Here is a 21477-nt window from a genome sequence, read left to right as displayed (position 1 = left end):
GCATGGAGTTCCTCTGCTTCCACCGTGACCGGCCCGGCTCCCTGGCTCTGCGCGACGAGCTGATCGAAGACCACTGGTCCTACATGGACCGGTACGGGAAGGAGATGATCGCCCGGGGCCCGACCATGGCCGACGACGGTGAGACCCCCACCGGCAGTGTGCACATCCTCGGCCTGCCCGATCCCGCCGCGGCCCGGGCGTTCGCCTTCGACGAGCCGAACTACCAGGCCGGTGTGTACCGGGACGTGCTGCTGCGCCGGTGGCGCAACCTGCTGGGACGCACCATGTGGGACTTCCCCGGCGGGCCGGTCGAGGGCAGCCGGTACCTGGTGCTCGGCCTCGGCGCCGGGCATGCCGCCGACCTCACCCTGCCGCCGGCCCGGGACGAGCTGATCGCCTACGGGCCGCTGCTGTCCGACGACGGCGCCACCTGGCTGGGAACGGCGGCGCTGGTCCGGGCGCCGGACGCGGCCACGGCACGCGCCGTGCTGACACCGGACCGGTACGCCGGCATCGAGGTGCACAACTGGCAGTTCGGCGGGCGCTCCTGACCGGACGGCGTCCGGCCCCAGCCGGGGCCGGGCTCAGTCCCCGCTCGCGGTCTCTCCCGCAGCCGTGGCGATCACGTCGTCCAGTACCTCCCTGGAGCGGCGCAACTCGTCGATCTTCCGGTCGATGCGGTCGCGCTCCACGGACAGGTCGCCGACCAGGCGCGGGGTGGCGATCGCGGAGGGGCCGCCGTCCGCGTCCCGCACGCAGGGAAGCAGCTCGGCGATCTTCGCGCTGCACAGCCCGGCCGCGTAGAACTCCTGGATGCGGATCACGCGGTCGACCGCGCCCTCGGCGTAGTCGCGGTGGCCGCCGGGGGTACGGTCGGCTGTCAGCAGTCCCTGGGTCTCGTAGTAGCGCAGGGAGCGCTCGCTCACGCCCGTACGCCGGGCCAGCTCGCCGATCCGCATGAGATTCCGCCTCCTGGACTTGAACCTGACACCGGTGTCAATTCTTACCTTGCAGGCATGACGAACGCAGCCTCTTCCTCCCCGAAGCTCTTCGAGACCGTCGCACTCGGCCCCCTCACCCTTCCCCACCGCCTCGTGATGGCACCGCTGACCCGGAACCGGGCCACGCCCGAGGGCGTACCCACCCCGCTCATGGCCACCTACTACGCCCAGCGCGCCTCGGCCGGGCTGATCATCGCCGAGGCGTCCACGCCGAACGCCGTGGGGCAGACGTACCCGAACATCACGGCCATCCACAGCCCGGCCCACGTCGCCGGATGGCGCCGGGTCACCGACGCGGTCCGCGCGGAGGGCGGGCGGATGTTCCTCCAGATCCAGCACGGCGGGCGCGCCGGGCACCCCGACACCAGCGGGCTGACACCCGTCGCCCCTTCGCCTGTCGCGCTGCCCGAGACGATCCACACCCCGGCCGGGCGGGTGCCCTCGGTCGTCCCCCGTGAGATGACCACGGAGGACATCGCGTCCACCGTCGCGGACTTCGCCTCCGCCGCCCGCAACGCGATCGAGGCGGGCTTCGAGGGGGTCGAGGTGCACAGCGCGAACGGCCATCTGCTCCACCAGTTCCTGGCCCAGGGGACGAACCGGCGGACCGACGCCTACGGCGGTCCCGTGGACCACCGCATCCGCTTCGTCGTCGAGGTGACCGAGGCCGTGGCGGCGGCGATCGGCCCCGAGCGGGTCGGCCTGCGCGTCTCGCCGTGGAGCACGGTCAACGGCGTCGAGGAGGGCGACACCGAGGAGATCTATCCGGCGCTCCTCGGGGCCCTGGCGGAAAGTGGTCTGGCCTATCTGCACGTGGGGTACGCCGACCCGGAGGACCCCGTCTTCCAGCGCATCCGGAAGGACTGGCCCGGAACCCTGATCGCCAACCCGGTGCTGCCCAAGGACCGCATCCCGGACGACGGCGGCCTCGCCCACGCCGAGCGGCTGCTGACCGCCGGAGCCGACGTGATCGCGCTCGGCCGCCCCTTCCTGGCCAACCCCGACCTGATCCGCCGCATGCGCACGGGCACTCCCGTGAACCAGGTCCGGGACGCGTACCTGATGTACGTCGGCGGGGAGGCGGGCTACACGGACTACCCGGCCCTGCCGCCCGGCGCGTGAGAACCGGGGCGGGCCCGTCCTGCCCGCGGAAGCGCGGAGGGCGGGGTGAGGCCGGCACCGGCGGCGGAGTCCACGAGACGTGGATCACACCCGCCCGTGTCACATCCCGTCCCGCCCGTTCCGTCGAAGGGGTGTAACCGCACAACAGCAACGGCATGGGAGTACACGATGGATGCTCGTCTGAACATGTTCGCCAGCCCCTTCGCGGCCAAGTTCCTGAAGCACATCAACTCGGCGGGCAAGGTGGTCACGGACTCGGGACTGCCGGCCACGACCCAGGAACTGGTGAAGATCCGGGCCAGCCAGATCAACGGCTGCGGATTCTGCCTCGACATGCACACCAAGGAGGCCGCTGCGGCCGGTGAGACGGGGCTCCGGCTGAACCTGATCGCGGCCTGGCGGGAGGCCACCGTCTTCACCGACGCCGAGCGCGCCGCACTGGAGCTGGCGGAGCAGGGAACGCGCATCGCGGACGCCGCCGGGGGCGTCTCGGACGAGGCGTGGGCGAACGCTGCGAAGCACTACGACGAGGACCAGCTCGCCGCCCTGGTGGGTCTGATCGCCGTGATCAACGCCTACAACCGGATGAACGTCATGGTCCAGCAGCCTGCCGGTGACTACCAGCCGGGCATGTTCGGCTGAACGGGGCTGCCGCTGCCGGGCCAGGGGCGACGGCCTCGGCAGCGGCCCCTGCTGCCTGCCGCCGGGGGGTCAGCCCCGGCTCCTCGCGCGGCAGGCAGTTCACCGGATATGGGTCGGTCACGTGCCAGGAGGCGAAACTCCGTACATTCCGTTCCGTCCCTGAACCGCTGCTTCCCGTTCGATTACAGTGCTTGCGCAGTCGCACACGGAGGGTCGGGCGGAAGGGGCACGGTGAGCACAGGGACCACAGCTGTCTGGGGCCGTGTCCAGCAGCAGGACTTCCGGGGCCGGGTGCGCGGGGCCCTGCTCGGCGGTGCCATCGGGGACGCGCTCGGGGCGGGTGTCTCGGGGCTCACCCTGGAGGCCATACGCGCCGCCCACGGCGTGGACGGGGTGGCCGACTTCGTCCCCGTGCACGGAAGACGGGGGGCCGTCACCGCCGTCACCCAGCTCACCCTTTTCACCGTCGACGGGCTGATCCGCGCCCAGGTCCGTCGTGACACCGGCGCCTGGCACCCGCCCACGGACGTGCACCGCGCCCATCTGCGCTGGGCGGCCACCCAGAGCGCCTGGGGGCCCGACGAACGCCGCAAGGACAACGGCTGGCTGGCCAGGGAGGAGTGGCTGTACACCCGCCGCGCCCCCACCCGGGAGTGCCTCGTCGGCTTCGGCGACGCCACGATGGGCACGCTCGCCGTGCCCAAGAACCCCGCCGCGCGGGACTCGGCCGCGCTCACCCGCTCCACGCCCTTCGGGCTGCTCGTCGGCTGGGAGCCACAGCTCGTCCTCCAGCTGGCCGTCGAGTGCGCCGCCCACACCCACGGCCACGCCACCGCCCAGCTCGCGGCCGGAGCCCTCGCCGTCATGGTGCACGGACTGGCCCGCGGGGAGACCCTGGACGGTTCGGTGCAGCACGCGCTCGCCCTGCTCGCCGGGCGTCCGGGCAACGAGCAGGTCACCGAGGCGCTCCGGCAGGCCCTCGGCTCCGTACGGCAGGGGATCCCCGGGCCCGCCCTCATCGAGGCGCTCGGTGACACCGACTCCGCGGAGGAGGTGCTCGCTGTGGCGCTCTACTGCGCGCTGGTGGGCGAGGACGTACGTCACGGGCTGCGGCTCGCCGTGAACCACTCCGGGCCGTCCGCGGCCACAGGGGCCGTCTGCGGGGCCCTTCTCGGGGCGCTGCACGGCGAGACGGCGCTGCCGCCGGCCTGGCTGGCGGAACTGGAGGGGCGCTCGACGCTCCTCGAACTCTCCGACGACTTCGCGATGGAGATGACCCAGGGTCCCGCTCTGCACAGTCCGACCGCGGTGGCCCCGGGCTGGCTGGCCCGCTACCCGAGGGACTGAGCGGGAGCGTCCGGGAGGACAGGGATGGGCGGGCGCCGCCGCGCCCGCCCACCGTCCGAGTGCCCCGCGTGCGGGGCCGGTCAGTCCTTCACGCCCTCCGGGACGCCCGTGCTCTCCGGGCCGGGCTTCTGCAGGGGAACGGCCGCCGCCGCTCCGCCGGCCGGGCCCCCGTCGTCCGTGTTGATCGTCTCGATGAGGGCGTCGCGCTCCGGGGTGTCCTCGGGCTTGATGAAGCCGATGACGATGTAGAGCACGAGGGAGATCGCCAGCGGCAGGGCCACCTGGTACTGCAGCGCGACGTCCGTCTTCACCGAGCCGTCGAGGTTGTAGTTGGTGAAGAAGAAGGCGAGCAGTCCCGCCGCCCAGCTGGTGAGCGCCGCCGTCGGACCGGAGCGGCGGAACCTGCGCAGCAGGCCCAGCATGAACGGGATCGCGATCGGGCCCATCAGCCCTGCGACCCACTTGATGACGACCGAGATGATGTCCTTGAACGTCGGCGAGTTGATCTGGGTCGCCAGCGCCATGGACAGGCCGAGGAAGGCGAGCGTGGACAGCCGCGCGGCCATGAGTCCGCTGCGGTTGCTCCAGGTGCGGGCCGCCTTGGAGAAGACCGGCGCGATGTCCCGGGTGAAGACGGCCGCGATGGCGTTGGCGTCGGAGGAACACATGGCCATCGTGTGCGAGAAGAACCCGACGACGACCAGACCCAGCAGACCGTGCGGCATCAGCTGCTCGGTCATCAGGGCGTAACTGTCCGAGGCGTCGGGCTTCTGGGCCTCGACGAGCAGCGGGGCCACCCACATCGGGAAGAAGAGCACGACCGGCCAGACCAGCCACAGGACGGCGGACAGGTAGGCCGAACGGGTCGCGGAACGTGCGGAGTCCGTGGCCATGTAGCGCTGGGCCTGGTTCCACATGCCGCCGTTGTACTCGAAGGTCTTGATGAAGAGGTATGCCAGCAGGAAGGTCACCGTGTAGGGGCCGGCCGTCGGCTCCGTGTGGCCCTCGGGGAGCTTGTCCCAGACCGTCCACAGTGAGCTGAAGCCGCCGAGCTTGCTCATGACGATCACGAGCATGGCCACACCGGCGAAGAGCTGGATGATGAACTGCCCCAGCTCCGTGAGCGCGTCGGCCCACAGTCCGCCGACCGTGCAGTACACGGCCGTGACGATGCCGGTGATGAAGATGCCCTGGGTGAGGGTGGCCCCCGTGAAGACGGAGAGCAGAGTGGCGATGGCGGCCCACTTGGCACCGACGTCGACGATCTTCAGCAGCAGTCCGGACCAGGCGAGGGCCTGCTGGGTCGGGACGTTGTAGCGGTTCTTCAGGTACTCCAGCGGCGAGGCGACATGCAGCCGCGAGCGCAGCCGGTTGAGCCGGGGTGCGAAGAGCTTCGCGCCGATGCCGATGCCGATCGCGATCGGCAGCGACCAGGTCACGAAGGACGTGACGCCGTACTGATAGGCGATGCCCGCGTAGCCGGTGAACATCACCGCGCTGTAACCGGACATGTGGTGCGAGATGCCCGACAGCCACCACGGCATCTTGCCGCCGGCCGTGAAGAAGTCGCTGACGTTGTCCACGCGCTTGTGCGACCAGAGTCCGATCGCGACCATCACACCGAAGTAGCCGATGAGCACGGCCCAGTCGAGACTGTTCATGTGCCCCCTCCAGGGGTCCGCCTTGTGAACGGGAACGCACTTCGTCAGTACGGCCGTTCAGCGGGGCCCCGTGCGGGAACGGGGACTTCAGGGATTGAACCGCCTGTTCGGGTTCTCGGTCAAGGATTTCTCGGTCAGAGATGTGAACGCGAATCAGCAAGGCGAACGATTTTACAGTTTCTTGACCTTGCCAGGCGTTGTCGTGAACGTGACCACGGCCTCACCATGAGCGAGCACTTCGTCAGGCTGTGCAGAGATCGGCGTAACGCAGGGGCGTGAGAGCGCCCGAGAACGCCCGAGAACGCAGAACGACCGCACGGGATGCGGGTCCCGTGCGGCCGGAGAAAGGGGAAAGCTGCACGACGTGAGGCTTACGCACGGCGCCGGGCGCGCTGCCGGAGCCGACCGCTGAGGTCGTGATGGTGCGGTAGGTGGGCCGGCGGCGCGGAGTCCGGTGACGGGCCGAGCCCCCTCGGCCAGGACGGCGGACCAGTCGAGAGGGCTCTTCTGTGTTCGTGCGCGCGTGACCGGACTCGGTACGACGGGTGCGGACCGGCCTGTCGGTCAGGCGTTGATCGAACCCGACGCGACGTCGCGGACGAAGGTGTTCCACGCTCCGGGGACGAAGGAGAGCGAGGGACCTTCGGGGGCCTTCGAGTCACGCACGGCGATGGCCTGTGTGACGGGCGACTTCACTTCGACGCACGCCCCGTTGCCGCCGGAGTACGACGACTTCGTCCAGTTTTCCGTAGCACCCTGAAGAATAGCCATGTTCACTCCGGTTCAGAGAGTTGATGTGAGTGGCACCAACTTCGTTCCTGTTGGCGTGATCGACGCTACTCGCCAACATCGCTTGGTGGTGCAGCCGTTCACTCGACCGGATGGCATATTCCATGCGGGTCTTCCGCTTGCGGTGGGGGCGGTGTATCTTCCCGCCCCCACCGCAAGCGGAGGCTTTCAGCGTGTGTAGCTCTTGGCGATGTCGCTGATGAACTGGCGGGTCTGGTCCACGTTCAACGCCTGCGCCCGCAGGTGCTCGTACATGACGCTGTAGCGCTGCACGTCGTTCGCCTTCTCCAGGTACAGGTCGCTGGTGACCCCTTCGATGTACACGACGCTGGAGTCCGCGGCGTCGGGGAACTCCAGGATGGCGTACTGCCCGTTGATGCCGGGGTGCGCTCCCATGTCGAAGGGCAGTACCTGCACGGTCACATGGGGCAGCTGGGACTGCTCGACGAGGTGCTCCAGCTGTTCGAGCATGACCTGCTTGCCGCCGACGAGCCGGCGCAGGGCGGACTCGTCGATGACGGCCCAGAGGCGCAGGGGGTGCTCCGGGGCGTTGACGCGGTCCTGGCGGCGGGCCCGGACGTTCACCCGCTTCTCGATGTCGGACGGCGGCGCCTCGGGCAGTGCGCCGTTGATCAGGGCCTCCGCGTAACTCCGGGTCTGCAGCAGCCCCGGGACGACCTGGGGCTCGTACACCCGGAGGGACTCGGCATCGGTTTCCAGCCCGATGTACACGCTGTACGGGATGTCGCCGAACGCGTGCCACCAGCCCTGCTGGCGGGAGTCCTTCGCCATCTGCATCAGGGAGTCCACGACGCGGTGGTCCTCGACCTCGTACACCCCGCAGAGATCGCGTACGTCGCGCTGGCTGATGGAGCGGCGGCCGTTCTCCAGGCGGCTGATCTTCGACTGCGAGACCAGCAGCCGCTCGGCCACCTCCTCGGCCGTCATGCCCTTGATCTCACGGAGGCGGCGCAATTCCTGGCCCAACCGGCGTCGCCTGACGGTGGGATTGACGTTGGTCGGCACGGAAACGGCACCTCCGGCTATGCAGCTTTGTAGCTGTGCGTGTCTGCTGTTCAGCAGATTGCCACCCGGGCCCCCGGGCGCGCTGGGAAATGGCGACACGCAATGACCGCACGCAACAGCGCGGGGCAGCCGGTGGATCCGGCTGCCCCGCGCCTGGTGCGGCTCCCGAACCGGGTCATGGGGACGTCGGTGCGGCGGTATTCGGTGCTCCGCGCAACTGTCCGCGCGGTCGTGCTGTCAGTGGACGGAGGTGTGCGCCATGCTGCCGCGACGCGCTTGTGCTTGCGGCTGCAACGGCACGCCCGCCGTCTGCTGATTACGGCGTGGCTGGACCGCCACGCCGTTCTGGACGTCCATCACGGCATGCGCCACGAGGCCGCCCATCGGGTCGTGTCTGATCAGGTCCCGGAGCCGGGAGCGCGACGAGCGCCCCTCGTTCCCGGGGTACAGGTGCTTGCCGAGTCCGACCGCGTGGGCCAGCGCGGCGAGCGCCGCGGTCCGCGGGTCCGGCGGTACGCCGGTGCGGATCGCACTGTCCAGCCGGGCTCTGATGTCCCGGCTGATTGCCGTGTCCGTCGCCTGGTAGCGAGTCGTCGGCAGCACCCCGCACATCTGGCCCGCCACGGCATGAACCATGCCGCACCGCTCCAGATGAGCGAGATAGATCTGGCGAAGTCCCAGCCGGGGCCCGCCGATCCAGTGGACCGCCCGAACCGGGCTGCCACGACGGCGCAGCAGCTCCAGTGCGGAGTCCAGAGTCGGATCTCCTGTCGGCCGTGGCATCACCACGGCGATACGATCCCCGTCAGGGGCTATCCGTCCTGCCAGAGCCAGCTCTACTAGCTGTGCCCCGGCCAGGCCGAGGTCGAGCGACTGCGGCTGCGCTGTGGTACCCGTGGTCGGGTCCAGAGCGAGCAGCAGAAGCTCCTCCGGAATTGTTCTGCGGCTCCTGCCCATCCATGCCTCCCCGCGTGGATGAGTGACAGGGTGACCCCTCTCACATTGGTCTGTCGAGGGTGCCTGGGTGCTTTGTGAGGGAACCGTTAGGTATGTCGTTCTCGTCTAGCGGCTCGGTCAAGGGTTCACACAGGACACTGGTAGATGGTTCGGACAGTGCGGGCATGACCCCGCGGCTCATCAAGGAGGTATCGGTGGCGGGCGAGTCCCCCGACATGTCGGAGCAGCGGAAGTCGTCGGGGACGGCTGAGGGACGCGATCCGCGTCTCGCAGTGTTCCGGGAACCGGGCGCTGCGCCGGGCGCGAACACGGCGGGCGGGACGACGGGCGCCGCGACGGACAGCGAGACGGCGGTCTTCCGCCTGCCGCACTCCGGGAAGGCCGGCGCCCCGGCGGGCGGATCCGCGTCCTCGGAGGCCCCGGAGGGCCCTGAAGGCACCTCCGGGCCCCGCGGGGGCGCCGAGGGGGCCGGTGACGCGGAGGAGACGGCCGGGACGGCCACAGGGGCGTCTGAGGCGCCTTCGGGGGCGGAGGAGCCCGCCCCGGCCGCGACGGAGACGGAGACGGAAACGGATGCGGATGCGGATGCGGCCTCCGAGGCCGAGGCCGGGTCCGCTGCTGCGGCTGACGCGGATTCCGGCCGGCCCGAGGCCGGGGAGCAGCCCGAAGCCGGTGCCGGGGACGCCGAGGCCGCTCCGGAGGTGTCCGGATCCCGCTCCGACGCCGACGCGGATGCCGACGCGGATGCCGATGCCGAGGCGAACGCGGAAGCGACGCCGGCCGACACCCGGCTGCGTGCCGCCGTAGCGGCGTGGGTGGCGACCGACGAGGAAGCCGCAGTTCAGGGCGGCGCTGACGAGGGTGTGGGCAGGCCGTCCGATGGCGACGACGTGTCCGACGGCGACACCGACGACGCGGCGGCAGCCGCTGCCGACAGGAAGCCAGGCGACAGCGACCCTCCGAACGACGACAGCGACAGCGACGATCCCGTCGCCGACAGCGACGGCTCCGAGGCCGACAGCGACGATCCCGACGCTGGCAGCGATGCCGAGGCGCCGGCCGGCAGCGAGGCCGATGAGGCCGCCGACAGCGAGGTCGAGACGGTCGCCGGTACCGACGACGTACCCGCCGTCAGCGCCCCCGGCGGCGCTCCCCGCGTTCCGAAGACCCGCGAGGAGGCCGCCCCGGCCAAGGAGCCGGAGCCCGCACGCGACGGGCGGGGAATCGATCACCCGACGGCCGTCTTCAAGGCGCCCCGCGTCGGCCAGGTCGACCAGCCGACGACCGCGCTGAAGATCCCGCCGAAGGAGCGGGAGGCCGCGCGGAAGCCCGCCTCCTGGGCTGCCGGGGAAGCCTCCGGGGCCCCCGAGACGCCCGCCGAGCGGACCAGCAAGTTCGTCCCGCTGCGCTCGGACGACGTACGTCCCGCTGCCGTGGTCGGTCCCACGGTCACCCCGGACGTCGCGGCGAAGCCCGGCACCCCCGGGGCCCCAGGGGCGGGGCTCACCGAGGCCGAGCGGACCAGGCAGCAGCCCATGCCGCCCAAGCCGCCGCTCGACCTGCTGGCCGAGCTGACGAACACCCCGCCGCCCCCGGAGACCCCGGTCCGCACGGCGGTCCGGCGGGTCAAGATCTGGACGCCGCTGGTGCTCCTCCTCCTGGTCGCCTTTGCGATCGCACAGGCGGTGCGCCCGCTTCCCGAACCCGTCCTCGAGCTGACGGCGAAGCAGACGTACGACTTCGCGGGGAGCAAGCCCTCGCTGCCCTGGCCGGACGAGGGCCAGGGCTTCATGGCGGCCACGGGGCTCGGCACGGTCGACTCGTTCGGCGAACAGAAGGCGGTGCCGATCGGCAGCGTGGCCAAGGCGATGACCGCCTACGTCGTGCTCAAGGACCACCCGCTGAAGAGGGGCGAGGACGGGCCGGCCGTCAAGATCGACGCCAAGGCCGAGGAGGAGGGCAAGCTCGACTCGGTGGGCGAGTCGACCCTCAACACGGTCAAGGCCGGAGAGACGATCACGCAGCAGGACGCCCTGGCGGCCATCATGGTCCCTTCGGCGAACAACATCGCCAGGCTGCTCGCCCGCTGGGACGCCGGTTCCGAGGAGGCGTTCGTCAAGAAGATGAACGACACCGCCAAGGAACTCGGCATGGAGAACACCACCTACACCGACCCGTCCGGGCTGAACGCGACCACGGTGAGCTCCGCCGAGGACCAGGTGAAGCTGGGCGAGAAGCTGGTCGAGATCCCGGCGCTGATGGACATCACCAAGCTGCCGTCCTGGACGGACCCGTCGGGGCAGAGCCACCGGAACTACAACACCCTGGTTCCGTACGACGGCGCGCTCGGCATCAAGACGGGCTCCACCACCAAGGCCGGAGGCAACCTGCTCTTCGCGGCGCACAAGAAGGTCGGGGACACCGACCAGCTCATCGTCGGCGCGATCCTGGGGCAGCACAAGCCGCCGATCATCGACACGGTCAACGCGGTGAGCAAGGAGGCGATGACCGCCACGCAGGACCTCCTGGAGAGCCGGACCGTCGTGAAGAAGGGACAGGTCGTCGGCGTCGTCGACGACGGCTTCGGCCGCACGACCGACGTGGTCGTGGCCGAGGACGTCAAGGCGGTCGGCTGGCCGGGCCTCACGGTCAAGCTGGAACTGACCGACGACGGCAAGACGATTCCGAACGCGGCGGCGGCGGGCACGAGGGTCGGCACGATGACCGTCGGAGAAGGCGCGAGCCAGGTGGAGGTCGCGGTCACGCTGGGCACCGCACTGGCCGAGCCGTCCTTCGGCGACAAGCTCACCCGCATCACCTGACCGGCCCGGTACGGCCCCCTGCTCCGCAGCCGCGGGCAGGGGGCCGTCCGGTGACGGGGCAGCGGGCGGAAAATGCCGCGTGCTAGCGTCCCGAAAGGCAACGAGGGGGCGCCGGTACGCGTCCCTCCGAGTACGGATGAGGCCCGTGCAGCACATGGACGGTTCGGCAGGCCCGGGCAGGGACGGGGAGAGTCGCAGTGACCACCGCTGAGCCGACCAGGGCGGAGACCGGCCCGCCGCCCACCGAGAACCTCTCCATCCGGATCCCGGCCCAGGCCGGCGGAGGCAGCGACGGCGCCGACGACTCGATACGGAGCCGGATCCGGCGCCACCCGGTCCTGCTGACGACAGCGGTCGCCGCGGCCGTGCACCTGCTCTGGTTCTTCTTCTTCGCCAACAGCGGCGGCGACATCGCCGCCCAGGACGCCTGGGCCGAGTTCGTCGGCCGCCACCCCGGTACCGCGTACAACCTCTCCTGGTACGGCGGGATGCACCCGGTCTCGTACAGCGTGGTCTCGCCCTACCTGATGTCCGTGCTCGGTGTCCGTACGACGATGATGATCGCCGGCACGGTGTCCTCGGCGCTCACCGCCCTGATCCTGGTGCGGGTGCCCGCCGTCCGTAACCCCCTCGCGTGTGCGCTCGCCGGGGTCTTCGCGTACCTGTGCAACGCGCTCTCCGGCCGGGTGACGTTCGGGCTCGGCATGATGTTCGCGGTCGGTGCCGTGGCGGCCGTGTTCTGCTGGCCGCACCGCTGGCGTCGCAAGCGGTGGGCGAAGGCGGTGGTCGCGGCTCCCCTGGCGGGGCTCGCAACGGCGGGCAGCCCGGTCGCCGGTCTCTTCCTCGGCGTCGTCGCGGCGGCGCTGTTCCTGAACAAGCGGCGCCCCGGGGCGTACGCGATCGGCCTGCCGCCCGTCGTGGTGGTGGCCCTGTCCTCGTGGTGGTTCCCCTTCTCCGGTACGCAGCCGATGTCGTTGGGGACCCTGTCGCTGCCGTTCGTCTTCGCCGTCCTGGTGTTCTTCCTCGTGCCCCGGGACTGGCACACCGTCCGCACGGCCGCCGCCGTGTACGGGGCGGGGACGCTCCTCACGTACTTCATCGACTCGCAGATCGGGTCGAACGTGTCACGTATGGCGATGCTGTTCGCCGGGGTCGCGCTGCTGGCCGCACTGCCCTACACGACGCCGCGCACCCGCCGCTGGTACGCCCTGGTCGTCGCCTTCGCAGGACTGAACTTCTGGATCGGCTTCAAGGGCGTGGACGACATCGTGCGCACCGCCCCCACCGCCTCGTGGGCCCGTGAACTGGCTCCCCTGGTCAACCAGCTCCAGAAGGTGGGGGCGGAGCGGGGCCGGGTCGAGGTGGTGCCCGCCAGCAGCCACCGGGAGGCCTCGGCGCTCGATTCGTACGTCAACCTGGCCCGCGGCTGGAACCGGCAGGCCGACATGAAGCGCAACCCCCTCTTCTACGACGACACCCTCGACGCCGTGAACTACCACGAGTGGCTGAACCGTTGGGCCGTGCACTACGTGGTGCTGCCGGCCGGGAAGCTGGACGGCAGCGGAGCGGAGCAGGAAGCCGCGCTGATCGCGAAGGGCCAGCCGTACCTGCAGCCGGTCTGGAGCGACGCCAACTGGAAGCTGTTCAGGGTCCTGGACCCGGTGCCCCTCGCCGACCCGCCCGCGACGGTGGAGCGGGCCGACGACGACAAACTGACGATCCACGTGCGGACGGCGGGCCGCGTCCTGATCCGGATCCCGTACTCCCGGTGGCTCGCCGTCGTGGACGACGAGGGCAGGAGCGTGGAGCGGCCGCAGGAGACGGAAGCCTCCAAGAAGCGCTCGGAGGAGGACGGGAACGCCCCGAAGGACTTCACCAACGCCCACGGCTGCCTGATCAAGGTGGAGGAGGACGGGGACGGCGACGAGTGGACCGAACTCCTCGCCCCGCGCCCGGGTGTCTACCGCCTGGCGGCGCCCTACCAGCTGCAGCCCGGCACGCCGTGTCCCGAGGAACTGCGCCAATAGTGCGGGAACTCTCCCACCGGGCGGGCGGCACTGGCAAGGTGTGCTGCCATGAGGTGCCAACATTGCGGCGGCGAACACACAGGTCCGCTGCCGGGCATGGTCTGTCCCCGGTGCGGTTCCGTCGAACGCCCGCCCCGTGGGAGTGGTTCCTGGATCGCCCGGGAGACGTTGTCGGGCCGGGTCTCCACGCTGCCCCGGCGCCGGAAGGCCCTGCTGGCGGCGGGAGTCGTGGTGGCCGCGGGCAGCCTGGCCACCGCCGTGTCGCTGCTCGCCGCGGGGGCGGGCGGCGAGCGCCCGGAGTCCGCGGGCCGGGCCGGTGCCGTACCGGCACCGATCGGTGGCGGGGCCCCCACCCGGATCGGATCCGAGGACACCGAGCCGTCCGGTGACGGACCGCCGGGTCCGCCTGCCGACGCGGGCCGCTACCGCTTCACGGCGTGGGCCGGGCCCGGCTGCACCACGGGCGGCTATGTGGAGAACGGGCGCTTCGAGAACGGCGACGCGGGCTGGTACACCGTCGAGTCGGGCGGTTTCGTGGGGAGTTCGTGCGACGGCCGGTTCAGCGCCGTACCGATGTCGGGGAGTCCGGGCCAGGACCGGGGGAGCAGCGCCGTCTGGTCCTGGCGCCTGGGGGACGGCTTCCGCGAGTGCGCACTGACGGTGTTCGTGCCCAGCAGCGTCCGCGCGAGGGACGTGGCCGGTGACCCGTCCGTCTACCGGGTCCTCTCCGACCCGCACGACGCGGACTCGGCCTACACGGGTTTCACCGTGCGGCAGCCGGAGCACCGTGGCACCGCCGTGGACGTACGGACCTACCCGGTCAAGGGGGACACCTTCGCCGTGCAGCTGCTCGACCGCGGCCGGGACTGGGGCGACGCGGCTCTGGTGGGCGCGCACCACGCGGCGGCGCAGCTGAAGGCCTCCTGCCGCTGACCCGCCGGGGCCGGCTCCACGCCTCGCGCCGGGGCCGTCCGGCGGTGAAGGGTCACCGGACGAACGGGCTGTCCCGTTCCGCCAGGTGGGCGGCAGGACCGGCGGCCCTCAGCACCACATCCAGTGCCCGGTCCGGGTCGGAGGCGTAACAGCCGCTGGCCCAGGCGGCGTTGGCTTCGACGACCACCCACTGCCCCGCATCGGTGACTCCGACGTCGACGACGATCGCGGACGGCAGCGTGTGCCCGCAGGCGGCGAGCAGCTCGGCGCCGAACGCGCGCGCCGCGCCGGACAGCGGAGCCAGGTGCAGCCGTCCACGCGTCGCGTACCGGCTGCCGGTGCGGACCTGCCCGTCGAGCAGGTAGAGCCGGTACTCCGCCTCGAGGACCAGGACGTCGCTCACCAGCACCGTCGTCCTCGGATCGACCGCGTCCGGCCCCGGCAGCCGGGACCCGTCGGCGTAGATCAGAGCCGGAATGCTCTTGTCGTTGGGTGATTTGACGAAGGCCGGGCGGCGCAGCCCGTAGGCCTCACCGATGGGCACGGCGCGGATCTCGCGCCGGACGAACGCGTCGGGCAGCCGGGCCAGCCAGTCGGCGGGAGCTTCGAGGGGTGCGACGCCCAGCGCCGGGGCGACCGCATCGGCGAAGGAAGGGCCGGCGTGCAGATACGCGCCCCCGCCGCGCAGCCCCGCCGGAACCTCATGGTCCGGCAGCTGGACGGTCCGCATCCCCCGCTGCCGGGCGGTGTCGCGGAGGGTCCGGGCGGAAGCGGTGAGACGGGGCGGGAGTACGAGGGCCATGGGCACGGATCCTGCCGCAGCGAGGGGTGCGGGCCCACCGGATTTCGGTCGGCGGCCCTGCCGGCTCCGGCTCGCACGGCCCGGGCGCACGCCCACGAGAAGGCCGTCGCACCGGCGGGTCCGGCCGGCGGACCGCACCGTCCTCCCCCGCAGGGATCCGTACGCCGCCGTCCCGTCGCCGGTGAGCGCATACTGGCCTCATGGACGCGTCCACATGTGCCGCACCCCGCCTGCGGGAACGGCTCGGCAGCGCCGTCTTCGCCCGGGTGGCCGGTCCCGCAGGACCGGAGAACCGCGCCCGCATCCACGGGACACCCGGCCCGCGCTGGTTCGGCCCCGACCGGCCCATCCGTACCGTGCACGGCGATGCGTCCATGTTCATCGGCGGACTCCGGGCACTCCTGCTCCAGTCCCTGCACCCCCTCGCCATGGCTGCCGTGGAGGCCCATTCCGGTTACCGCGGCGACCCCTGGGGGCGGCTGCAGCGCACCAGTACCTTCCTCGCGGTGACGACGTACGGGACAGCGGAGCACGCACAGCAGGCGGTCGACCGGGTGCGGTCCGTGCACGGCCAGGTGCGCGGAACGACTCCGTCCGGAGAGCACTACGCCGCCGACGACCCGCACCTCCTCGGCTGGGTGCACGTGGCCGAGGTCGACAGCTTCCTGCTCGCCCACCGGCGCTTCGGAGCCGAACCGCTCGACGCCGCCGGGTACGACGGTTACGTCGCCGACGCGGCGCGTGTGGCGGAGGCACTCGGGGTCACCGATCCCCCGCGCAGCCGCAAGGAGCTCACCGCCCGCCTGGGGGCCTACCGCGGTGAACTGCGCCCGACGGAGGAAGCCCGTCAGGCGGCACGCTTCATCCTGCTGCACCCGCCGTTGCCCTGGGCCGCCCGCGTGCCCTACGCGGTCCTCGCCACGAACGCCGTCGCCGCCCTCCCCCGGTGGGCCCGTACGTCGCTGGAGCTGCCCCGGCTGCCGGGCGTGACCGAAGCCTGCGTGGCCCCGACCGGGCGCGCACTGACCGCCGCGATCCGCTGGGCGATGGCTCCGCCGCGCGACTCGCCGTGATCACAGGCGCCACGCCTTTTCCGGTGTACCCGGATCAGCGTCGGGAGACCGCGCCGTGCACGCCCCCGGCCGGGGCACCGAGCTGGTGCGTGCACGGGTCCGCCGTGCTGTACTGGCGACGTGGAGCGAAAGCACGCACTGTCATCGGTCACCCACCTGAGGCGACCCGGCGGGGTGGCTTCGGACGGTCCGGGTGACCGGCGGGCCGAGCAGGCGCGCACCCGGGTCAGGCTCATGATCGAGATCACGGCGCGGGCAGGGGCCTACCGCAAAGGACTGGTCGCGGCCGCCCGCCGCCTCAGCCCGGAGGAAGCGGCGATCCTCTCGGATCTGGAGCGCCACGGGCTGCAGGTGCCCCAGTTGCACGACGTGCTGTGCGGCGGCCATGTGCTGGTGGACGAACCGCGGCTGTACGAGGACTGGCGGTTCGCCGAGGTGAGTCACGAGCGCCTGTCGAGCCACCACCGTGACATCGACAAGGCGCTGTATCCCGACATCGGGATGCGCGGGTACGTGGTGCGGGAGAAGCTGCACGGGCGCACCGCACAGGGCACCTGGGTGCAGTTGGAGAAGACCCCGGCCGCTTTCGGCGGGCGGAAGCTGCCCAGTGTGAGCGACCTCCGCCACCTCATGGACTACGTCGTCTACCGGATCACGCGCAGCAATGTCGGGCCCTGGGGGCTGTCCCGGATGACCGAGCGGCGCCCGCTGTACCTGTCACCGTCCCTTGCCGTGCCGACGTCCCTGACGCCTCCGGTCGCGCGGGTGCTGACCCAGGCACTGCGCCGGATCGAGGAGAGCGACGACGCCACCGCCGTTTCCGCGGACCTGGCGGCCCGGTTCCCGCCCCCGGACCGGGAGGACCTGACGGGGGAGCTGGGACAGTCGCTGTCCGGCAGGGCGGGCCGAGGGCTGTTCGGCAACTCCGAGGTCTGGGTGACCGAGACCCTCTCACGAAGCGCCGCCGCGGTGCTCCGCGAGAGCCGCGTGCCGCCTGCGGTACCACTCCTGCAGCCGGGAGGGCGGTCATGAGCGACGACGATCAGCGCGACGTCCCCCCTGCGCCGCCGTCGGACGCGGGTGCGGCGACCGCCCCTCCGGGGCTGGTGTCGGCGGTGGTGAACCTGGTCGGCACAGGACCGGTGCTGCTCGGCGCGTACACCATCGCGGAGCTCACCGCCGTGGACGCGATCGTGGACTTCCTGGAGGCCAGGCCGTCGGACGACGTGATCGCCGAGGCCGTCCGCTCGCTGGCGGCCCGACAGTTGCTGCTGGCGGGTGACACGGGCGAGCAGGTTCAGGTGCAGGGAGACCTGGGTATCGCCGTGGCCTTCCAGCAAAGGGCCCGCACGGTGCTCGATGCCCGTACGACCGGGTCGGGTCCGGGTGAGCCGTGGCGGATCCTGTTGCTCCCCCAGCCCGAGCGGATCTGCCTCATGGTCCGCATCGACGCGCTCGGCGTCCACCAGTTGGGGCTGCACAAGCTCGACGAAGCGCTGACCACGCTCACCGAGTGGCTGCCGCGGGGCTCGCCGGCGGACCCTGACGAGTCAGTGGACACCGACGCCGTGCTCGCCGCCTCGGAGCGCTCCGCGCTGATCACCGTCACCGACTACACGGCGCGTGCATCGGCCGAGACGGCCGGCAGCAGCAGGGATCTGGTGCTGGCCCGCAGCGGCGAACGGCTGTACGTCCTCACCCGCGACCCGGGCGACCGGGAGAAGCTGGTGCCGGACCCCCAGGCGGGCAAGGGCAACGTCCGCGAACGGCTCGTCGGTCTGCTGACGCCACATGGACCGGGTGCTCAGGAGGCGGCCTGGCCGTGAGTGGCCGCCGGCGTCGATGTCAGCCGCAGATGTCAAAGGCCACACCTGAACGTTCAGGTGTGGCCTCTGTCCTTGTGCCCCCGGCAGGATTCGAACCTGCGACACCCGCTTTAGGAGAGCGGTGCTCTATCCCCTGAGCTACGAAGGCGGGGATCTGTCGGAATGTGTGGTGATGTTCCCGAAGGTGGACGAATCCATCCAGCTGGAATCCCGACAGTCTACCGGTGGTGCTGCTGATCAAGGCTGCGCCACCGCTGACAGTGTAGCGGGTGGCGTCGAGCCTCCTGCGGCGAGCGGGGTGAGCCTCGTACGGCGTGCGGGGAGGGCCGGGTTCCGGGGCGCCGGGCCGGGCCGGTTGACGAGGGCAGGGGGCGGGCATAGCGTCGCCGCGTTGCTGAGCCAGTACGTGGAGAGGCCTTTCGTGCCGCACACCGACCCCAGCCGTGCACCCGACCCGGAAGCCCTCGCCCGGATCGAGGCCGTGTTGACCGGCCCGGGGGCTCCGTTCGCCGTGGTGCGGGCGGAGCACGGGCCTCTCGTCTACGCGAACGGGCCGCGCACGCTGAGGGAGTTCGTGGAGACCACCTGGGCGTTCGGCGACCAGCCGTTCCTGATCTCGGGTGAACGCGTGGTCTCGTACGGGGAGTTCTTCGCGGCCGCCTCCTCGCTGGCCCGGCGGCTCACCGAGTCGTACGGGCTCCGCCCCGGTGAGCGGGCCGCGCTGGCGATGCGCAACCACCCCGAATGGCAGATCGCCTTCTGGGCGGTGCAGCTGGCCGGACTCGTCGCCGTGCCGCTCAACACCTGGTGGACCGAAGGCGAGTTCGGCTACGCCCTCGACGACTGCGAACCGACGGTGCTGCTGGTCGATGCGGAGCAGTTGCCGAAGGTGGCGGACCGTGGCCGGAAGGCGGGGGCGCGCTTCGTCGTCTTCCACGGCGAAGGTGCCTTGCCGGCCGGGGCCGAGTGGTACGCGGATCTGCCGGAGCCCGATCCGGCGGCGGCGCCGCCCGAGGTGGAGATCCGGCCCGAGGACGATGCCACGATCATCTACACCTCCGGCACCACCGGGCGGCCCAAGGGCGCCGTGGCCACCCATCTCGCGCAGGCGGGTGCGGCCCTCAACCCGCGTTACCAGGCGGCGGCCTCGGCGCTGGGCCGCGGGGTCGTCCCGGGTCAGGGGCCGGCGCCGGTCACCCTGATGACGTTCCCGTTCTTCCACGTCGCCGCGTTCACCAGCCTGTACGCGGCCATGGCGTCGGGCGGCACCCTCGTCCTGATGCCGAAGTGGGACGCAGGCGAGGCCCTGCGGCTGATCGGCAGGCACGGGGTCACCCACTACGCGGGTGTTCCGGCGACCGCGCTCCAGCTGCTCGCGGCGGCGGAGCGCGCGGGCGACGGTCTGGAGGGCCTGAAAGGGCTGAACACCGGCGGGGCGGCGGCCCCGCCGGACCTGGTCGCCCGGCTCACCGCACAGCACGGCGAGCGGATCGAACCGCGCAACGGCTACGGCCTGACGGAGACCAGCGGCGGTGTGCTCGCCAACTTCGGCGCCGCGTACCGGGCGTACCCGGACTCCGCCGGTACCCCGACACCGGTCACCGAGGTCCGGATCGCCGGTCCCGCGGGAGAGGCCCTCCCCGACGGCGAGACCGGAGAGCTGTGGCTGCGCGGCCAGTCCCTGGTCCGTGGCTACTGGCGCGACGAGGCGGCGACGGCCGAGGCGTTCACCGGGGGCTGGTTCCGTACGGGGGATCTCGCCGTCGTCCGGGACGGCCGGGTGGCCGTCGTCGACCGGATCAAGGACATGGTGATCCGGGGCGGCGAGAACGTGTACTGCGTGGAGGTCGAGGCCGCTCTGCACGACCATCCCGAGGTGGAGGACGCGGCGGTTCTCGGCGTCCCGCACCCGGTACTGGGCGAGGAGGTCGCGGCGGTCGTCCGGGTGCGCCCGGGTTCCGTCGTCACGGCGGAGGCGCTCCGCGCGCATGTGGGCCGGAACCTGGCCGCGTTCAAGGTCCCCGCCCACGTGCTGGTGACGCGGAAGCCGCTGCCCCGGAACGCGACGGGGAAGATCCTCAAGCGGGAGCTGCGCGGCGCGCTCCAGGAGTACGGACGCGAGGGCGAGGGCGAGGTCGAGGGCAAGGGCGAGGGCGAGGGCGAGGGCCTCAGGGCCGGGTGATCCGTACCCGGTGGTGCCCGTCGTCGTCCTTCTCCAGCACGGATATTCGTATGCCGTGGGTCCGGTCGGTGAACGTTTCGCCCGGCTGGAAGGCGGCGTCGGAGAGCTCGGCGTGGACGTTCGGCCGCCGCGTGCAGCCTCCGCTGTCCTCGGTGCTGTCCTCGACCGAGACCGGGCCCTGGCCGGTGTCCACGTCGGAGCTCACCTTGTAGATGAGGACCCCGGGCCGGCAGACCGCTTCGTCGTTCCCCTCCGCGGTCCGCACCTCGACCGCGTAGCCGGACTGCGCGCTCACCGGCACGAAGGCCAGCTTCGGGCCGCCTGGCGTGGCCAGTGGTTCGAGGACGTGTTCGCTGGTACCGGGCGTGGCGGCGCAGCTGATCTGTTCGCCGTCCAGCCAGCCGAGCTTCCACTTGTGCCAGCCCAGGAGGTCGTTGTTGGCCCCCCAGTCCTCGGACATGATGTCCCAGTGGCCCACTGAGCCGCCGCCCTCCATCGTGTAGAGATCGGGCAGCCCGAAGACGTGGCCGTTCTCGTGGGGGAGGACCCGGTAGCCGGTCTCCTCGTACGAGCCCGAGCCGTCGTCCTGGCGGCTGTAGACGAAGGACGTGTTGGCGAGCGGGACGCCGTCGGCGTGCGGGGCGTCGTCGTTGCCGGAGAAGGTCACCGAGAGGACCGTGTCCAGCGCGGAGGGGCCGGCGTTCGGGGTGACGAGCACGTTGACCAGGTCGTACTCCGAGAAGTCGACCTTCGGGTCTGCGACGGTCACCAGGTCTTCGACCATCTTGCGGTAGCCCGGTTCGTACGGGGCGCCGCGCTCTATCCCGTACTCGGAGAACGGCAGCGGCATCCGCAGCCAGTCGTCCACGGGTGCTTCGGGCCGGTAGGTGAGACGGCCGTAGGAGCTGGTGCGGAACCAGTCGGAGGTCTGCGGGAAGAATTCCGCGAGCCGGTCCGCCGCCGGTTCCGCCGCCCGCGCGTCGGGGAAGTCGATCATCAGGTTGAGGGCCCGGATCCGGCCGGTGGAGCGCGCGTAGCCGGGTGGTGTCGGCAGGCCCTCCGACATCTGTACGCCCATGGCCGTGGATATGCGGCACGGTGCGAGGCCGGTCCCGCGGGGCGCGGCCGCCGGTCCGGCCGAGGCGCGGCCGGCGGTGGGGAGGGTGGAGCTGGCCGACGCCGTCGTCGCGATGATCAGGGCTGTCGCTCCGGCGAGGGCGAGGAGCCGGGGGTGCCCGCGTATCCGGTGGCGGGGCTGCTGCATAGG

Annotated in this window: 18 protein-coding genes and 1 tRNA gene; 11 read left to right on the top strand and 8 right to left on the bottom strand. The window is 71.5% G+C overall.

Features of this window, described 5'->3' with window-relative positions; all coding sequences use genetic code 11:
* Positions 1-2 precede the first annotated feature (2 nt).
* Positions 3-551: a YciI family protein gene (locus OO67_RS18100; RefSeq protein WP_033301560.1), complete on the top strand. Its 549-nt coding sequence runs from the start codon at positions 3-5 to the stop codon at positions 549-551.
* A gap of 33 nt (positions 552-584) precedes the next feature.
* On the opposite strand, the gene OO67_RS18095 is transcribed toward OO67_RS18100, so the two are convergent.
* The gene (locus OO67_RS18095) at positions 585-959 is read right to left on the bottom strand and encodes a MerR family transcriptional regulator (RefSeq protein WP_033301558.1); all 375 of its coding nucleotides are present in this window, start codon (positions 957-959) and stop codon (positions 585-587) included.
* Between the two features lie 57 nt (positions 960-1016).
* Between OO67_RS18095 and OO67_RS18090 the strand changes: the two genes are divergently transcribed.
* The 3 genes from OO67_RS18090 (at position 1017) to OO67_RS18080 (ending at position 4112) form a co-directional block, all read left to right on the top strand.
* Positions 1017-2123: an alkene reductase gene (locus OO67_RS18090; RefSeq protein ID WP_033301557.1), complete on the top strand. Its 1107-nt coding sequence runs from the start codon at positions 1017-1019 to the stop codon at positions 2121-2123.
* A 168-nt stretch (positions 2124-2291) separates the two neighbouring features.
* Positions 2292-2765, top strand: a complete 474-nt coding sequence (locus OO67_RS18085; protein ID WP_033301556.1) for a carboxymuconolactone decarboxylase family protein — start codon at positions 2292-2294, stop codon at positions 2763-2765.
* Positions 2766-2996: 231 nt separating this feature from the next.
* Positions 2997-4112 carry an ADP-ribosylglycohydrolase family protein gene (locus OO67_RS18080; RefSeq protein ID WP_033301555.1) on the top strand — a complete coding sequence of 372 codons (1116 nt, stop codon included), beginning with the start codon at positions 2997-2999 and terminating at the stop codon, positions 4110-4112.
* Between the two features lie 80 nt (positions 4113-4192).
* Here OO67_RS18080 and OO67_RS18075 read toward each other — a convergent pair whose 3' ends face one another.
* The 4 genes from OO67_RS18075 to OO67_RS18060 form a co-directional block, all read right to left on the bottom strand.
* Positions 4193-5773, bottom strand: a complete 1581-nt coding sequence (locus tag OO67_RS18075) for a sodium:solute symporter family protein (protein WP_033301553.1) — start codon at positions 5771-5773, stop codon at positions 4193-4195.
* Between the two features lie 564 nt (positions 5774-6337).
* A complete protein-coding gene (locus OO67_RS18070; protein ID WP_033301551.1) occupies positions 6338-6544 on the bottom strand; it encodes a DUF397 domain-containing protein in 207 nt (68 codons plus the stop codon).
* Between the two features lie 186 nt (positions 6545-6730).
* On the bottom strand, positions 6731-7588 hold the full coding sequence (locus OO67_RS18065) for a helix-turn-helix domain-containing protein (RefSeq protein WP_033301548.1): 858 nt from the start codon (positions 7586-7588) through the stop codon (positions 6731-6733).
* Positions 7589-7825: 237 nt separating this feature from the next.
* On the bottom strand, positions 7826-8545 hold the full coding sequence (locus tag OO67_RS18060) for a GOLPH3/VPS74 family protein (protein WP_033301546.1): 720 nt from the start codon (positions 8543-8545) through the stop codon (positions 7826-7828).
* 164 nt (positions 8546-8709) lie between these two features.
* On the opposite strand from OO67_RS18060, the gene OO67_RS18055 reads away from it, so the two are divergent.
* From OO67_RS18055 to OO67_RS18045, 3 genes are all read left to right on the top strand, one after another.
* Entirely contained in the window at positions 8710-11367 is a 2658-nt protein-coding gene (locus OO67_RS18055) for a hypothetical protein (protein WP_033301543.1), read from the top strand.
* A gap of 197 nt (positions 11368-11564) precedes the next feature.
* Positions 11565-13394 (top strand): DUF2339 domain-containing protein, encoded by a 1830-nt coding sequence (locus OO67_RS18050; protein ID WP_033301540.1) that lies wholly within the window; start codon positions 11565-11567, stop codon positions 13392-13394.
* A gap of 48 nt (positions 13395-13442) precedes the next feature.
* Positions 13443-14327 (top strand): hypothetical protein, encoded by an 885-nt coding sequence (locus OO67_RS18045; RefSeq protein ID WP_033301538.1) that lies wholly within the window; start codon positions 13443-13445, stop codon positions 14325-14327.
* Between the two features lie 52 nt (positions 14328-14379).
* Here OO67_RS18045 and OO67_RS18040 read toward each other — a convergent pair whose 3' ends face one another.
* Complete coding sequence (locus OO67_RS18040) at positions 14380-15129, bottom strand: ATP-grasp domain-containing protein (protein ID WP_033301535.1); 750 nt, start codon at positions 15127-15129, stop codon at positions 14380-14382.
* Positions 15130-15329: 200 nt separating this feature from the next.
* Here OO67_RS18040 and OO67_RS18035 point away from each other — a divergent pair, with 200 nt between their 5' ends.
* The 3 genes from OO67_RS18035 to OO67_RS18025 all read left to right on the top strand — a co-directional run bounded on the left by OO67_RS18035 (position 15330) and on the right by OO67_RS18025 (position 18028).
* Positions 15330-16202, top strand: coding sequence for an oxygenase MpaB family protein (locus OO67_RS18035; RefSeq protein WP_033301533.1), 873 nt, complete (start codon positions 15330-15332; stop codon positions 16200-16202).
* Positions 16203-16322: 120 nt separating this feature from the next.
* The gene (locus OO67_RS18030) at positions 16323-17234 is read left to right on the top strand and encodes a hypothetical protein (RefSeq protein WP_157841703.1); all 912 of its coding nucleotides are present in this window, start codon (positions 16323-16325) and stop codon (positions 17232-17234) included.
* A complete protein-coding gene (locus OO67_RS18025) occupies positions 17231-18028 on the top strand; it encodes a hypothetical protein (RefSeq protein WP_033301531.1) in 798 nt (265 codons plus the stop codon). Before OO67_RS18030 ends, OO67_RS18025 begins: the two co-directional genes overlap by 4 nt.
* 75 nt (positions 18029-18103) lie before the next feature.
* Here OO67_RS18025 and OO67_RS18020 read toward each other — a convergent pair.
* A tRNA-Arg gene (locus tag OO67_RS18020) sits at positions 18104-18176 on the bottom strand.
* Positions 18177-18419: 243 nt separating this feature from the next.
* Here OO67_RS18020 and OO67_RS18015 point away from each other — a divergent pair.
* A complete protein-coding gene (locus OO67_RS18015) occupies positions 18420-20210 on the top strand; it encodes a class I adenylate-forming enzyme family protein (RefSeq protein ID WP_167748655.1) in 1791 nt (596 codons plus the stop codon).
* Here the strand turns inward: OO67_RS18015 and OO67_RS18010 are convergent.
* Positions 20197-21474: a M6 family metalloprotease domain-containing protein gene (locus tag OO67_RS18010; RefSeq protein ID WP_033301529.1), complete on the bottom strand. Its 1278-nt coding sequence runs from the start codon at positions 21472-21474 to the stop codon at positions 20197-20199. The two genes, OO67_RS18015 and OO67_RS18010, sit on opposite strands and share 14 nt — an antisense overlap.
* Positions 21475-21477 lie beyond the last annotated feature (3 nt).

This window comes from Streptomyces atroolivaceus (genome assembly GCF_000717025.1).
GTDB classification, from domain to species: Bacteria; Actinomycetota; Actinomycetes; order Streptomycetales; family Streptomycetaceae; genus Streptomyces; species Streptomyces atroolivaceus.
Note: the sequence above shows the minus strand (reverse complement) of the source record. Positions and strands in the feature narration are given on the sequence as shown.

Excerpts from the sequence above, each read along its gene's own strand:
- OO67_RS18100 (WP_033301560.1), top strand. The coding sequence starts at position 3 with ATGGAGTTCCTCTGCTTCCACCGTGACCGGCCCGGCTCCCTGGCTCTG.
- OO67_RS18095 (WP_033301558.1), bottom strand. The coding sequence starts at position 959 with ATGCGGATCGGCGAGCTGGCCCGGCGTACGGGCGTGAGCGAGCGCTCC.
- OO67_RS18090 (WP_033301557.1), top strand. The coding sequence starts at position 1,017 with ATGACGAACGCAGCCTCTTCCTCCCCGAAGCTCTTCGAGACCGTCGCA.
- OO67_RS18085 (WP_033301556.1), top strand. The coding sequence starts at position 2,292 with ATGGATGCTCGTCTGAACATGTTCGCCAGCCCCTTCGCGGCCAAGTTC.
- OO67_RS18075 (WP_033301553.1), bottom strand. The coding sequence starts at position 5,773 with ATGAACAGTCTCGACTGGGCCGTGCTCATCGGCTACTTCGGTGTGATG.
- OO67_RS18070 (WP_033301551.1), bottom strand. The coding sequence starts at position 6,544 with ATGGCTATTCTTCAGGGTGCTACGGAAAACTGGACGAAGTCGTCGTAC.
- OO67_RS18060 (WP_033301546.1), bottom strand. The coding sequence starts at position 8,545 with ATGGGCAGGAGCCGCAGAACAATTCCGGAGGAGCTTCTGCTGCTCGCT.
- OO67_RS18055 (WP_033301543.1), top strand. The coding sequence starts at position 8,710 with ATGACCCCGCGGCTCATCAAGGAGGTATCGGTGGCGGGCGAGTCCCCC.
- OO67_RS18045 (WP_033301538.1), top strand. The coding sequence starts at position 13,443 with ATGAGGTGCCAACATTGCGGCGGCGAACACACAGGTCCGCTGCCGGGC.
- OO67_RS18040 (WP_033301535.1), bottom strand. The coding sequence starts at position 15,129 with ATGGCCCTCGTACTCCCGCCCCGTCTCACCGCTTCCGCCCGGACCCTC.
- OO67_RS18035 (WP_033301533.1), top strand. The coding sequence starts at position 15,330 with ATGGACGCGTCCACATGTGCCGCACCCCGCCTGCGGGAACGGCTCGGC.
- OO67_RS18025 (WP_033301531.1), top strand. The coding sequence starts at position 17,231 with ATGAGCGACGACGATCAGCGCGACGTCCCCCCTGCGCCGCCGTCGGAC.
- OO67_RS18010 (WP_033301529.1), bottom strand. The coding sequence starts at position 21,474 with ATGCAGCAGCCCCGCCACCGGATACGCGGGCACCCCCGGCTCCTCGCC.